The organism is Variovorax sp. Soil_C_39 (assembly GCF_057656815.1).
Genome location: NZ_JBDGJQ010000001.1, coordinates 288,454 through 301,350, shown reverse-complemented (window position 1 = coordinate 301,350; position 12,897 = coordinate 288,454). Strand labels below are relative to the sequence as shown.

General features: G+C 68.4%; 12 protein-coding genes. 5 read left to right on the top strand and 7 right to left on the bottom strand.

Annotated features, from left to right (window positions below; all coding sequences use genetic code 11):
• Positions 1 to 73: 73 nt before the first annotated feature.
• The 6 genes from AC3A6J_RS01450 to fhuF form a co-directional block, all read right to left on the bottom strand.
• Complete coding sequence (locus tag AC3A6J_RS01450) at positions 74 to 2,518, bottom strand: TonB-dependent siderophore receptor (protein WP_487858114.1); 2,445 nt, start codon at positions 2,516 to 2,518, stop codon at positions 74 to 76.
• 205 nt (positions 2,519 to 2,723) lie between these two features.
• Positions 2,724 to 3,752 carry a FecR family protein gene (locus AC3A6J_RS01445; RefSeq protein WP_487858113.1) on the bottom strand — a complete coding sequence of 343 codons (1,029 nt, stop codon included), beginning with the start codon at positions 3,750 to 3,752 and terminating at the stop codon, positions 2,724 to 2,726.
• Positions 3,749 to 4,327: an RNA polymerase sigma factor gene (locus tag AC3A6J_RS01440; RefSeq protein ID WP_487858112.1), complete on the bottom strand. Its 579-nt coding sequence runs from the start codon at positions 4,325 to 4,327 to the stop codon at positions 3,749 to 3,751. The genes AC3A6J_RS01445 and AC3A6J_RS01440 overlap by 4 nt, the downstream gene beginning before the upstream one ends.
• 159 nt (positions 4,328 to 4,486) lie before the next feature.
• Positions 4,487 to 5,815 carry a lysine N(6)-hydroxylase/L-ornithine N(5)-oxygenase family protein gene (locus AC3A6J_RS01435; protein WP_487858111.1) on the bottom strand — a complete coding sequence of 443 codons (1,329 nt, stop codon included), beginning with the start codon at positions 5,813 to 5,815 and terminating at the stop codon, positions 4,487 to 4,489.
• The gene (locus AC3A6J_RS01430) at positions 5,802 to 6,908 is read right to left on the bottom strand and encodes a GNAT family N-acetyltransferase (protein WP_487858110.1); all 1,107 of its coding nucleotides are present in this window, start codon (positions 6,906 to 6,908) and stop codon (positions 5,802 to 5,804) included. Before AC3A6J_RS01430 ends, AC3A6J_RS01435 begins: the two co-directional genes overlap by 14 nt.
• Before the next feature lie 66 nt (positions 6,909 to 6,974).
• Positions 6,975 to 7,760 carry a siderophore-iron reductase FhuF gene (gene fhuF / locus AC3A6J_RS01425; RefSeq protein ID WP_487858109.1) on the bottom strand — a complete coding sequence of 262 codons (786 nt, stop codon included), beginning with the start codon at positions 7,758 to 7,760 and terminating at the stop codon, positions 6,975 to 6,977.
• Between the two features lie 168 nt (positions 7,761 to 7,928).
• Here fhuF and AC3A6J_RS01420 point away from each other — a divergent pair, with 168 nt between their 5' ends.
• From AC3A6J_RS01420 to AC3A6J_RS01400, 5 genes are all read left to right on the top strand, one after another.
• Entirely contained in the window at positions 7,929 to 8,162 is a 234-nt protein-coding gene (locus tag AC3A6J_RS01420; RefSeq protein ID WP_487858108.1) for a hypothetical protein, read from the top strand.
• 91 nt (positions 8,163 to 8,253) lie between these two features.
• Entirely contained in the window at positions 8,254 to 9,933 is a 1,680-nt protein-coding gene (locus AC3A6J_RS01415) for a cyclic peptide export ABC transporter (protein WP_487858107.1), read from the top strand.
• Between the two features lie 169 nt (positions 9,934 to 10,102).
• The gene (locus AC3A6J_RS01410) at positions 10,103 to 10,300 is read left to right on the top strand and encodes a CsbD family protein (protein ID WP_487858106.1); all 198 of its coding nucleotides are present in this window, start codon (positions 10,103 to 10,105) and stop codon (positions 10,298 to 10,300) included.
• Positions 10,301 to 10,399: 99 nt separating this feature from the next.
• Positions 10,400 to 11,020: a hypothetical protein gene (locus AC3A6J_RS01405; protein WP_487858105.1), complete on the top strand. Its 621-nt coding sequence runs from the start codon at positions 10,400 to 10,402 to the stop codon at positions 11,018 to 11,020.
• 21 nt (positions 11,021 to 11,041) lie between these two features.
• Entirely contained in the window at positions 11,042 to 12,019 is a 978-nt protein-coding gene (locus AC3A6J_RS01400) for a magnesium and cobalt transport protein CorA (RefSeq protein WP_487858104.1), read from the top strand.
• 12 nt (positions 12,020 to 12,031) lie between these two features.
• Here AC3A6J_RS01400 and AC3A6J_RS01395 read toward each other — a convergent pair whose 3' ends face one another.
• Positions 12,032 to 12,880, bottom strand: a complete 849-nt coding sequence (locus AC3A6J_RS01395) for a siderophore-interacting protein (RefSeq protein WP_487858103.1) — start codon at positions 12,878 to 12,880, stop codon at positions 12,032 to 12,034.
• Between the last annotated feature and the right edge of the window lie 17 nt (positions 12,881 to 12,897).

Sequence of the window (12,897 nt, the reverse complement as noted above, 5' to 3'; positions counted from 1 at the left end):
CACGACCCGGAAGCCGGGTCGTGCGTCAAGGGCACCCTTCTGCCGGTGCCGCCCTATTTCATGTCGCTGGGTGTCAGAGCTTGTAGCTGAGCTTCAGCCAGGCGTTGCGCGGGTTGCCCTGCGTGTAGCCGTTGTAGCCGCCCAGGCCGTTGTAGTAGCGCTTGTCGCCAGCGTTCTCGATGTGCAGCGAGGCACTCAGGCGGTTGTTGATGTCGTAGCGCGCCATCAAGCCGAACAGCGTCAGGCCGCCTTGCGAGGCGCGGCCGAGTTCGTTGAACTCGTCGTAGTAGATGCCGCTCTGGTAGCTCACGCTGCCGCCGACGGTAAGCTTGCTCCATTCGCCGGGCAGGCGATAGCTGGTGCTCACGCGGAACAGGCGGCGCGGGTACTGCGGGTTGAGCAGCACGCCGTCGGCGTCACGCTTGGCGTGGTAGGTGTAGCCCGCAAGCAACTGCAGGCCCGGCAGCACTTCGCCGGCGGCGGTGAGCTCGAAGCCCTTGCTCTTGGCGCCTTGCACCGCGCGGTACGGAATGCCGCCGTCGGGCAGCAGCGAGCTGGCGCCGGTGTCGATCACGGCCAGGTTGGTTTCGCGCGTCTTGAAGATCGCGGCGCTGGTATTGAGCTTGCCACCGAAGTGTTCGCCCTTCAGGCCCAGTTCGATGTTCTTTCCGCGCTGCGGTGCGATGAGCGAGTTGTTGCGGTCGCGCACCGCATTGGGCTGGAAGATGTCGGTGTAGCTGCCGTAGAGCGAGAGCTCCTTGCTCACGTCGAACACCACGCCCAGGTAGGGCGTGACCACGCCGTTTTCGCGCACCGAACCCACGCCGATGCGGCGCCAGGTGGTCCAGTCGAGCGTGGACGAATCGGCCTCGTACCAGGTGCCGCGCGCGCCGATGATGACTGACAGCGGGTCGGCCAGCCGCAGGCGGGTCGAGGCGTAGATGGCCTTCTCGGTGGTGCTCGATGGCGCCGTGTACAGCGGGTACGAGAACGAGGTCGGCTCGGGGAAGCTCTGCAGCTGGTAGAAGTTCAGGGGCCGGCGGTCGATGATGCGCGGCACGGCACCGCGCGTGTGGACCGTGGCGTCGTAGGTGTTGTAGTTCATGCCCACCACGGCTTCGTGCGTCCGGCCGAAGGCTTCGAACGGACCCTTCAGGTGGACGTCGAGGCCTTTGTTGGCGCCTTGGGCGGGGTTTTCGCGGATGTCGATCGTAGATGCGCCGGTCCGCTCGTTGATGGCGCGGTAGATGCTCAGGTCGCCCGAGGCACGCTTGCGCTCGCTCTTGAGGTAGCTTGCATCGACCTTCAGCTGCCAGCCGCCGCCCAGTTGCTGGTCGAGGTTGGCGAACAGCTTGTCGCTGTACATGTCCCAATAGCTCCACGGGGCGCTGGAGTTGAACGAGCGCGGCAGGTTGGTGCGCTGGCCGTTGCTGAAGAACAGCGGGCTCTGGCCGTAGTTGGCGCCGTCGATGGCGGTCTTCTGGTGCTCGAAGCCCACCGAGAGGCGGGAGCCCGCGGCGAGGTCCATTTCAACAATGCCGTACAGCGCGTCTTCGGTGCGCTTCTTGTTCTCGATGAAGTTCTTGCCGTCGGTGCGCGAGGCCATAAAGCGGCCGCGCACGGTGCCGGCCTCGTTGAGTGGGCCACCCACGTCGATCTCGGCGTTGTAGCGGCTCCAGGAGCCGATGCCGCCCGAGATGTGGCCGGCGAACTCGGAAGTCGGGCGCTTGCGCACGAGGTTGATGGCGCCGCCGGGCGAGCCCACGCCGTTGAGCAGGCCGGCCGCGCCGCGGATCACCTCGACGCGGTCGTAGAAAGCGGTGCTGATCATGCTCGACTCGCCGGCCACGCTGTTGAAGCCCAGCGTGGGCACGCCGTCGACCATGGTGCTCAGCGCGAAGCCGCGCGACGAGAAGGTCACGCGCTCGTCATTGCGGTCGGCCACGATGCCGGGCGTCTGGCGCAGTACGTCGTCCAGGGTGACGAGGTTCTGGTCGTCGATCTGCTGGCGGCCGATGACGCTGATCGACTGCGGCGTTTCGCGCAGCGACAGGTCCATGCGCGTGGCACCCGCGGCGGCGCGCGTGGTGTACGAGCCCGTGCCTTCGGTGGTGCCGTCGGTGGAGACCTGCGCGGCCACGGTCACGGCGGGCAGCGAGGCACTGGCCGCGCTCTGGCGCTGGATGGTGACGCGCGTGGGGCCGTTGCGCACCGCCACGAGGCCGCTGCGGGCCAGCAGGCGGTCGAGCGCCTGCTCGAAGCTAAGGCGGCCCGACACGGCCGGTGCGGCCAGGCCCGAGACCACGTCACCGGCGGCGAGCACCTGCACGCCGGTCTGGCGCGACAGCTCGTTGAGCGCGGCGCCCAGCGGCTGGGCGGGCACGTTGATGTCGCGCGCTTGTGCAGAGGCCTGGTCGGTGCCCTGGGCGGCGACAAGGCCGTTCCAGCTGGCAAAGGCGGTTCCGAAGGCGGCGGCAAGTGCGGCGCTCAGGAGTCGGTGGCGAGGCGAGAAACGCATGGGTGAAGGCTCCAGACAAGTAAATCGGTGCGACATGAAAACGAGGGCGCGCTGCATCCTTCGATCGGATGCGGGGTGCTTCTGCATGTAAGACGTTTGAACTCGAAAAAGAGAGACAGGCCCGTGACACGCCATCGATCGCCGTGTCGATGCGGGTCGAAAAAACGAGAGGAAAAGGAGCGGCGTGCCCACGGGCACGCCCGGGTCAGCGCGCTTGCAGGCTCACGCTGCCGTCGGGCCGGGCGACCGCCACCAGCGGCAGGATGGCGGGCAGTGCGTCGAGCAGGCCGGCCGAGTCGTTGGTGCGAAAGCGGCCCGAGAGCCGCATCGCGTCGATGCGGGCGTCGGCGCCGGTGATGGGCGCGTTGCGGTAGCTGTTGACCGCGGCCAGCGCGTCGCCCAGCGGGGTGTTGTCGAACACCAGCCAGCCGTCGCGCCAGGCCGAGAGGGCGGCGGTGTCGGCCTGGCGCACCGGATCGGCGCGGCCGTCGCGCACCTCGAGCATGTCGCCGGCGCGCAGGTCGACCACCTGGTCGCTGCGTTCGGTGCCGGCCTGGCGCAGCACCTGCACGCGCACATGGCCGTGCTCGACGCCCACGGTGATCGGGCCGCCGCGGTCGCGCACGGTGAAGGCGGTGCCGACCACTTCGATGATGGCCTCGCGCGTGCGCATCACGAAGGGCCGGTCGGCGTCGGGCGCCACGTCGAAGCGGACCTCGCCGCGTGCCATGTAAACCATGCGGCGGCGGCGGTAGAGCGTGACGTCGACGGCGCTTTGCGGGGCGAGGTCGAGGCGGCTGCCGATGCCGCCGGTGGGCTCATCGGCCAGTGTGACCTTCAGCATCCGCGCGTTGGGCGTCCGATACGCCGCCTGGAACACGGGCTGCTGCCAGTACCACTGCACGCCGCGCCCGGCGACCACGCCGGCGCCGAGCAGCCCGGCGATCGACAGCAGCAGCTTGCGGCGCGAGGGACTGCGCGGCACCGGTGCGGGTGTGGGCTCGTCGAAGTGCGCACGCAGGTCGTCGGCCATGCCGCCCAGGGCTTTCCAGCGCTCGCGCGCCTCGCGCACGGCGGCGGCGTGTTCGGGCGAGCGGGTTCGCCACTGGTCGAGCGCGAGCCGGGCGCTGTTGGCGGCCGGGCTCGGCGGTGCGATCTCGTCTTCGACGATGAGCGCGAGCGCGCGTTCGATCAGCCGTTCACGCGAGACGACCTCGGCAGCCGCGCCGCTCATGAAAAATCTTCAGCCAGTGCCGTGTCGAAACCCGCGTGGCTGTTCAGCGCCTGCGGCTCGATCAGTTCCTGGCGCAGCTCGGCGAACACGCGCGAGCAGTCGATGGTGGCGCGCAGCAGGTGCTTGGCGACCGCCATCTCGGTGATGTTCAGACGCTGCGCGATTTCAGCGCGCGAGTGGCCGTAGGCGCGGAACAGCAGGAACACCTCGCGCCGGCGCGGCGGCAGCTGTTCCATGGTTTCGACCACGCGGTGCAGCACGCGGTGCTGGGCCACGACATATTCGGACGACGGGGCCGTGAGGTGCGTGCCCACGACGGCATGCGAGACGGCCCAGTCCTGCGCCACCTTGCGATGGCGCGCTTCGTCGATGCACAGGTTGCGCGCCACGCGGAACAGCAGGGCCCGCGGCGACTCGATGGCGGCGCCGTCTCGCAGGCTGAGCGTGTGCGTGTACACGCGCTCGAAGCTCGACTGCGCAATGTCGGCCGCATGGTGCGGGTCGCGCAGGTCGCGCGTGAGCTGCCGGCGCAAGTCCGCGTAGTGAGACACAAGTTCCTGGACGAGGTCGCGCATCCGGTCGCCTTCTCGCAAGCATCGACAAAAGACCCCTGGGCCGATGGCTGGAGCGCGCCGGTTAAGAGGAGGCGAGGGCGCTGGCTTCGGTGACCCCGGGATGGGGTGAATAAGAACTATTCTTATTGAGTGTAGCACCGAAGCGTTGCGTTCCCGTGGCTAAACCACGGGCGCGGCGTGGGCGGGGCGCTCCGCGGCGGGCGCCTGCGGAGGCTGCGGAGCCTGCGCCGCGTGCCGTGGCGTGGCGTTGAGCAGCGCCTGCCCGATCTCGTCGGAACGGATGGCGGTGACCGACAGCAGCGTGTCGCTCAGGCCGTGGCTGGTCTCGCAGGCGCCCTGCAAGAAGATGCTCGGGCGCAGCGCCGGCGTGCCCTGCATGCGGTAGTCACGATCGACCGAGAAATCGCCCAGGTAGTGCGCCAGCGGCGCCAGCAGCGTGCGGTGCGCGTCGCGCGCGTAGCCGGTGGCAAGCACCACGGCGTCGTAGGCTTTGTCGAGGCGCGCACCGGTGTTCAGGTCGTGCAGCGACAGGTGGATGCCGTCCTGCGCGGCATCCACGGCCGACACCTCGTGCCGCCGCAGGAAGCTGTGGCGCGTCGAGCCGGCCACGCGCTGGCGGTAGAACACGTTGAAGATCTGCTGGATCAACTCCAGGTCGGGCGCGGCGTAGTTGGTGTGCCAGAACTCCTCGAGCAGCTCGGCACGCTCGTTCACCGAGCGGTTGAACACGAAATCGGTGAAGTCGGTGTTGAAGATCTCGTTCACGAACGGGCTGTCGTCCGAGGGCTTGATGGAGCGTGCACGCATGATCAGGTCGACCTGCGGTTTCGCGGGGTGCGACTGCAGGTCCATGAAGATCTCGGCCGCGCTCTGGCCGGCGCCCACGATGGCGATGCGGTGGGCGCCGGGATGGCGGGCAATGGCTTCGAGGTAGGTGCTCGAATGGAACACCCGGCCGTCGTCCTTCAGCGGCTGGAAGCGCGCCGGAATGTTGGCGACGCCGCCCACGCTCACCACCAGGTTGCGCGCCAGGCGCTCGCGCACCGCACCGTCGGCATCGCGCGAACGCACGCGCAGCAGCGAGACCTCGTCGCCCTTCATCTCGGGCGCCACCTCGAACACGGCCTCGCCGTAAGCGCAGCGGTCTTCGAACTGCGCCGCGGCCCAGCCGAGATAGTCGTTGAACTCGTGGCGGCTCGGGAAGAAGCTCTTGAGGTTGATGAAGTCCTGCAAGCGCTCTTTCTCGTGCAGGTAGTTCAAAAAGGTGAAGCGGCTCGACGGATTGCGCAGCGTGGCCAGGTCCTTCAGGAACGAGATCTGCATGTGCGCGTTGTCCAGCAGCATGTTGCGGTGCCAGACGAAGCCCGGCTGCTTCTCGATGAACAGCGAGTCGACGAAGTGGCCCTTCTGGCGCTTCTCGTCGAGTGCGATGGCCAGTGCGATGTTGGACGGGCCGAAGCCGACGCCGATCAGGTCATGGATTTGCATGGATGTCCTCCAGGGATGGCTCGTGTCGACGAGCCGGGGCCGGCGAAGCGGCGGTGGGGTCGGCGCGCGGAATCCACAGCGCCTCGCCGAAGAAACGCTCGCGCCACAGCATGCCCAGCAGGGCGCGCTTGTGCGGAAAGTCGAACTCCTTCACGTGGGCGTAGCCGCAGCGGCCCAGGCTCCGGATCATTTTTTCGTTGTCGGCGCGCGGCTCGATCACCAGGCGCTGCGTGCGCGGGTCGTCCAGGAAGAGGTAGTGCGACACCGACGGCATCCAGGCCGTGAGAAAGGGCTTGCCGCGAAAGCGCGCCTCGCCCACCAGCGCGTGCCAGCCGCGGTCGTGGTCGGCGGCGTCATAGAACGGCGCGATGCGGTCTTCCTTCGCCCAGTACGCCTCGAAGTAGCCGAAGGGCTCGCCGTCGAAACGGCCGACCAGGCCCGTCACGCGCGCGTCGGCCGCAATGCCTTCGAGGTACTGGCGGTGGCGTGCGAGGTCGCCTTCCTCTTCCCAGAAATGGGCGACCACAGGGTCGTTCATCCAGCGGTTGAAAACCGGCAGGTCGCGTTCGATGTCGACCGTGTCGAGCGTTAGCGTCTGGCCCAACCACGGGATGTGGCGGCGGTACACGGTGCCTTGCGGCTTGGCAGGGCGCAGCGGGTGGCGCTTGCCTTGCGTGACAACGAAGCGCTGCGCGAAAGGCTCGCGCGGTTGCGGCAGCCATGCGCGCGGCCATTGCCAGAAGGCCTCGCGCGCGACGGTGGGCAGCGCGCCCTCGGCCGGAGCGACGATGCCCGCGTTCACGAGCCGCGTGCCGCTCGGCAACGGCGATTGCAGCGCCAGGTGCCATGCGGTCGGGTGGCGCTGAAAGACCGCCTCGATCGCCGCCAGCAGGTGCGCTTCGTCCGGCTCGCCCGCGCACGCGCCCAACCATTCGAGGCGTGGCTTGCCGGGCTGCTCGCGCAGGGCCCAGGTGCTGCTGTGGCGGTCGCCGTCGTGCGGCGTCACCTTGAGCGCCGTGCCTTCCAGTCGGACGTCCAGCACCCGGCCTTCGGGATGCGCGTGAAAGCGCCATGCAGTGTCGTGGGCGGCCAAGGAAAACCTCCGTGCTGTGGTCGATGTGGGGGATGCAGAAGGAAGACGCGGGCTGTGGCCGGATGTTTAGTCGGCGGTGCTGGCACAGCGCTCGCGCTCGAACTCCGGCGAGAGCGGGCACGCGCCGCAGTAGCCCAGATGCGGCACGAGGTAATAAAGGCAGCACTGCCGATACAGCGTGACCGGCGGCGCGCTGCGGTCGGCCACGCGCACCCCGCGGCGCGGGGGCATGAACATCGGGTTGTCGCGCAGTTCACCGCACGGTTGCGGCCAGGTCGGGCGATGCAGCAGATGCTTGAGGTCGGCGGCCACGGCGGGCGACTGGCCGCTTATGCGCAGGCTTTCCTCGAGCACGGGCTCGAGGTAGCGCGCGGCGTTGCCCCACAGGATCTTGGGTGCCAGCCGCGTGAGCTGCGTCAGCAGTGCGAACAGCGGCGCGAGGTGCATCCACAGCAGCACGTCGTAGCGCGCAGCCGTGTCGGTGCCGGGGCGGGGCGTGCCGAGGTCGGTGATGTGGAAGCTCTCCGGGTCGCCGTCTGCTTTGTCGAGGCTGACCCAGACCTGCTCGGGACTTACCGGAAAGCCGTGCTGCAGCAGGCTCGCGGCCGCGGCCACGGGCGGCAGCAGCGCATGCAGGTAGTTCATGCTCCAGGCGGACGCGACTGCGCGCAGGTCGCGCTCCGGCATGTTCAGCGTGCGCGCCTTGAGGCGCAGCAGCGCCAGCAGGCGCGGCGGGTCGGCCAGCAGGTCGGCCACGCGCACGGACTCCGGCGGCGGGTGCGCGGCGCAAGCCAGCGTTTCGCCGTACGGCGCCCACTCGCCCTGGAAGATCGGCGCGAGCAGGGGGATCACGGGGCGAGGCCGAAGGCGGCGTGGAAAGCTTGAAAAAGGCACGAGGGCATGAAGCAGAAGACGCGCCGACGGACCGGAAATTTAGTCCTCCGTGGTGCCGCGCCTAAACAGCGTGCGCCACGCAGCGTCTACTCACTCATCGACAGCAGTGCAGGCGTGCGAATCCCAATGAGCTTCCCGAGACACCGCCCCTCCGACCCGGCCTTCAGCATGGCCTGGCGGCTTTTTCGCGAGCTGCACGACGCGCCGTCGCCCGAGCGCGCCGAGCAAATCGTGGCCTGGCTCGGCCAGGATCCGAGCCACGTGCGCGCGCTCGACGAGGTCCTGACGCTGTGGGCGCTGGCCGGCGCCTCGGTGGTGGAGGCCGCGCGCGAGGCGGGGGCGGAGCCGCTGCTGCAATAGGCGGCGCGCCCGCCTTCTTCTCTAAACAAGCGGCTGCGCCGAACGTCATTGCAAGGAGCCCGACTCCTCTTTGCAACGAACCGTCCGCCGCATGAACATCACACCCGCCAGCGCCCCCGCGTCTGAACTCGTCCGGCTGTTGCGGCCCTACTTCCCGTGGATCGCGCTGTCGACCGTGACCGGCATCGGCGCGGGCGTTGCGACCGTCGCGCTGCTGGCGACCATCAACCAGGTGCTGCACCGCCCCGGCGGCCTGGCCGGTGGACTGCTGCTGAGCTTCATCGGCCTGTGCGTGGTGGCGCTGGTCGGACGCGCCGCCTCCGACATGTCGAACAACGTGGTCGGCCAGCGGCTCGTGGCGCAGGTGCGCAAGAGTCTGGCGCTGAAGATTCTTGCGGCGCCGATCGATGCGCTCGAACGCTACCGCATGCATCGCCTGATGCCCGTGCTCACGCAAGACGTCGACATGATCAGCGACGTGGCTTTCATGCTGGCCTCGACCATGATCGCGCTGGCTGTTTCCTTCGGTTGCCTCGGCTACCTGGCGTGGCTCTCGCCGCCGCTGTTCGGCCTGCTGCTGGCGGCCCTGCTCGTGGGCATCACCGTGCAGAGCCTGGCGCATGCGCGCGGCATCTCGGGCTTCTTCAAGGCGCGCGAGCAGGAAGAGGCGCTGCACAAGGCCTACCGCGGCATCAGCGAAGGCGCGAAAGAACTGCGCATGCACCGCGCGCGCCGCGCCAAGGTGTACGAACAGCAGGTGGCGCACACGGTGGAGCGCATCCACGACATCAATCGGCGCGCCATCAACATCTTCGTGCTCGCCTCTTCCTTCGGCTCGGCGCTGTTCTTCTTGTTGATTGCGCTGATCCTCGGCTGGGCCGCGTTCCGCGACACCGCGCCGGTCGTGCTCAGCGGCTTCGTGCTGGTGCTGCTGTTCCTGAAGGGGCCGCTCGACCAGGTGGTGGCGGCGCTGCCGCACCTGGGGCGGGCAAAGGTGGCCTTCGAGCGCATCGGCGACCTGTCGGCGCGCTTTGCCACGCCGGAGCCGCACCTCGACCTGCACGCGCCGCCCGCCACGCCGGTGCTGCACGGCGCGATCGAGCTGCGCGGCGCGCGCTATGCGTTCCCGGCCGTCGAGGGCGCGGAGCCCTTCGTGCTCGGCCCGGTCGATCTGCGCATCGGCCGCCGAGAGATCGTCTTCATCGTCGGCGACAACGGCTCGGGCAAGACCACGCTCATCAAGCTGCTGCTGGGCCTGTATGCGCCGGTGGCGGGCGAGCTGCTGCTCGACGGCAAGGCCGTGACGCCCGAGACGCGCGACGACTACCGCCAGTTGTTCACCACCGTGTTCTCGGACTTCTATCTGTTCGAAGACCTCGTGGCCGGCGAAGAGGGCGGCCATCAGGCGCTGCCCGAGACGGCCTTGCCCTACCTGCAGCGTCTGGAGATCGCGCACAAGGTGTTGGTGAAGGACGGTGCCTTCAGCACCACCGACCTGTCGACCGGTCAGCGCAAGCGGCTGGCGCTGGTGCATGCGTACCTGGAAGGCCGACCGGTGCTGGTGTTCGACGAATGGGCGGCCGACCAGGACCCTGCGTTCCGCCACTTGTTCTACACCGAGCTGCTGCCCGAGCTGCGCGCCAAGGGGCATTCGCTGGTGGTCATTTCGCACGACGACCGCTACTTCCATGTGGCCGACCGCATCGTTCACATGAAGGCCGGGCGCATCGCGCAGGCCACCGAGGCGCCGGCGCCGAGCCTCGCGGCTTGACGGACTGGCACGTGAAGAGCACGCGGCGCCCGCGTGTGCGCGTCGATCACGAGCAGCGGCCGGGACATGGGAAGGCTTCCCAAGCTTTTCGGCGCTTCGTCCGACACCTGCGCCTTTACCGCAGAACCAATGTCATCGTGGCATTTCGCCATGCAACCAAGGATGTGCGATGAACAAGGATCAGGCCAAGGGTTCGCTCGAAAAAGCAAAGGGTAGCGTCAAGCAAACCGTGGGCAAGGCGGTCGGGAGCGAGAAGATGCAAGTTGAGGGCACCATTGACAAGGCTGCTGGTACGACGCGGAAGGCAGTCGGCGACGTGAAAGAGGCAGGGAAAGACGCGGTGAGAACCTCAAACGAAAAGCCATGAGCGGGAGGCATCCCAGCGATTGAATTCGGACCGAAAGGCATGTTGGCAGCCCTCTAAAATCCACCGGCGCAACCCCGCGTGGAGATAAAAAAGGCGCCCATGGCTCACCCGGATGAATTCAAAGGTCCCGACGCGGACATGCTGCCGGACACTGCGACCTTGCCCGCCGACCTCGCCGCGCTGTATCTGTGCATGTCGCCAGCCCAGCTTGCGGACCTGCGCAAGCCCTCGCGGCCGGGCAACGCTTCGAGCGTCATCAGGCCCGTCGAGGGCGGCGCTGCGGGGCCGAAGGATCCGGCGCGATACCGGCTCGGCACCCTGCGCGACCATGCAAAGGCACACGCGGCTCCCTGCGCGTTCGATGCCGCGTTGAAGACGGGCCTGCCGAGCTGGCTGACGGTCAAGCTCCCGTTCTTCGCGGAGCGCGAGCCACGCGTCAAGCGCGGCCGGCGCGTGCTGATCGGCGGCGCCTGGGACCGGGCGGACCCACTGCGCGAGAAGCGCTTCGTGGCGCTGGCAAAGGGCCACATCCGCTTCACGTCGCTTACCTGCGCCGAAGCCGCGGCGAGCCTGTGGGCCGACCTGGCCAGTCATCGCGCGCTTGCCGAAACGGGACTCGCCTTGCTCAACCGCGAGACGCAGGCCATCGAATCGTCGCTGGCGGACACCGCGCACCTGGCCGAGGCTTCGCATGCCGACGCGGCGGACCCGGCCCCCTGAACCGCGCATGGACGCAAGCCGATGCTGATCAATTGCGTGGCCTATGAAAACGGCGTCAAGCTCGCCGAAGTTCCGGTCGAGGACATCAGCGAGTACATCCAGCGGCCCGGATGTTTCGTCTGGGTGGCGCTCGGCGATGCCACGCCCGAGGAACTGGACGAGATGCAAAAGGAGTTCGACCTGCATCCGCTTGCCGTCGAAGACGCGCACCACGGCCACCAGCGGCCCAAGGTGGAGGAATACGGCGACTCGCTCTTCGTGGTGATGCACCTGGTCGAGCCCTCGCCCGAAGGCGAGCACTGCGCGAACGTGGGCGAGGTGAACGTGTTCGTCGGCACCAACTACGTGCTGTCGGTGCGCAACCGCAGCCAGCAGGGCTTTCTCGACGTGCGCGAGCGCTGCGAGCGCGAACCGGAACTGATGCGCAACGGCCCGGGCTTCGTGCTCTATGCGTTGATGGACGCGGTGGTCGACCGCTACTTTCCCGTCATCGATGCGCTCGAGGTGGAGCTCGAATCCATCGAGCAGCAGATCTTCACCCAGGGCGGCGCGGCGCGCGACAAGATCAAGCAGCTCTACGACCTGAAGCGGCGCAGCATGGTGCTCAAGCGCGCGGTGGCGCCGCTGGTGGAAGCCGCGGGCAAGCTGCACGGCGGGCGGGTGCCGCACATCTGCCTGAGTTCGCACGAGTACTTTCGCGACGTGGCCGACCACCTGGGGCGCATCAACGGCTCGATCGACGCCATGCGCGACACCATCGGCACGGCGATCTCGGTGAATCTTTCGATGGTCACGATCGAGGAGAGCGAAGTCACGAAGCGGTTGGCTGCCTGGGCCAGCATCTTCGCGGTCTGCACCGCCTTCGCGGGCATCTGGGGCATGAATTTCGAGCACATGCCCGAACTGAAATTCCGCTATGGCTATGCGGCGGCGCTGGCGCTCATGGCGGGCACCTGCGGCTATCTCTACTACCGCTTCAGGCGCGCCGGCTGGATCTGACGGGTTGGCGCGTCAGGCGTCGTGCGTGTCGTGCGTCGCCGCCGTGCCGCGGCGCCAGTAGCCCGAGGCGCGGGTCCACTTGGGGTTGGCGCCGCGCTCGCCCACCAAATGCGCGCGCAGCGCCTTGGCGATGGCCGACTCGCAGGCGACCCAGGCATGGAAGTCGCCAGCCGGCAGCGTCATGGCGGCCAGGGCGTCGAGCAGCGCGGGGCTCAGGCCGGGCGCGGTGCCTTGGCGGTACACCCACTGCAGCGTGACTTCCGCGCGGGTGTTGTCGAATGCGATGCGGTCGGCCTCACTGTCCACTTCGGCCAGTACCACGGCGCGTGCGCCGGCCGGCAGTTCCGCGAGACGGCGGCCGATGGCGGGCAGGGCCGTGTCGTCGCCGATCAGCAGGTGCCAGTCGAAGCCGGTCGGCACGATGAACGATCCGCGCGGCCCGCCCACACCGAGGATGTCGCCGGGCTTGGCCTGCAGCGCCCATTGCGTGGCAGGGCCGGCGTCGTGCAGCGCGAAGTCGATCTCGAGCGTGCCGGCGACCGGGTCGTGGTGGCGCGGCGTGTAGTCGCGCATGGCGGGCCGTTCGCCCGCTGGCCACACCGGGCCGTCGGGTCCGACGGTGGGCAGCGTGAGCTGGCCAGTCGCCGGGTCGGGGAAGAAGAGCTTGGCGTGGTCGTCGAAGCCCGGGCTCGTGAAGCCCGCCAGCTCATCGCCCGCGAGCGTGATGCGGATCATGTGCGGCGTCAGGTGCTGCACGGACTGGACGGTGAGCCGGCGAAAGCGCAGTTCGTGGCGCACGCGCTGCGGCATGCGATCGAGGGCAGAGGGGGAGGCCGGGGTGGTGGTGGAGAGGTCGGTCATCGGTAGGTAAATGGTGG

Coding starts and splice junctions, on each gene's coding strand:
- AC3A6J_RS01420 (WP_487858108.1), top strand. CDS start 7,929: ATGAGCTTCCCGAGACACCGCCCCTCCGACCCGGCCTTCAGCATGGCC.
- AC3A6J_RS01405 (WP_487858105.1), top strand. CDS start 10,400: ATGGCTCACCCGGATGAATTCAAAGGTCCCGACGCGGACATGCTGCCG.
- AC3A6J_RS01415 (WP_487858107.1), top strand. CDS start 8,254: ATGAACATCACACCCGCCAGCGCCCCCGCGTCTGAACTCGTCCGGCTG.
- AC3A6J_RS01400 (WP_487858104.1), top strand. CDS start 11,042: ATGCTGATCAATTGCGTGGCCTATGAAAACGGCGTCAAGCTCGCCGAA.
- AC3A6J_RS01445 (WP_487858113.1), bottom strand. CDS start 3,752: ATGAGCGGCGCGGCTGCCGAGGTCGTCTCGCGTGAACGGCTGATCGAA.
- AC3A6J_RS01395 (WP_487858103.1), bottom strand. CDS start 12,880: ATGACCGACCTCTCCACCACCACCCCGGCCTCCCCCTCTGCCCTCGAT.
- AC3A6J_RS01450 (WP_487858114.1), bottom strand. CDS start 2,518: ATGCGTTTCTCGCCTCGCCACCGACTCCTGAGCGCCGCACTTGCCGCC.
- AC3A6J_RS01435 (WP_487858111.1), bottom strand. CDS start 5,815: ATGCAAATCCATGACCTGATCGGCGTCGGCTTCGGCCCGTCCAACATC.
- AC3A6J_RS01440 (WP_487858112.1), bottom strand. CDS start 4,327: ATGCGCGACCTCGTCCAGGAACTTGTGTCTCACTACGCGGACTTGCGC.
- AC3A6J_RS01410 (WP_487858106.1), top strand. CDS start 10,103: ATGAACAAGGATCAGGCCAAGGGTTCGCTCGAAAAAGCAAAGGGTAGC.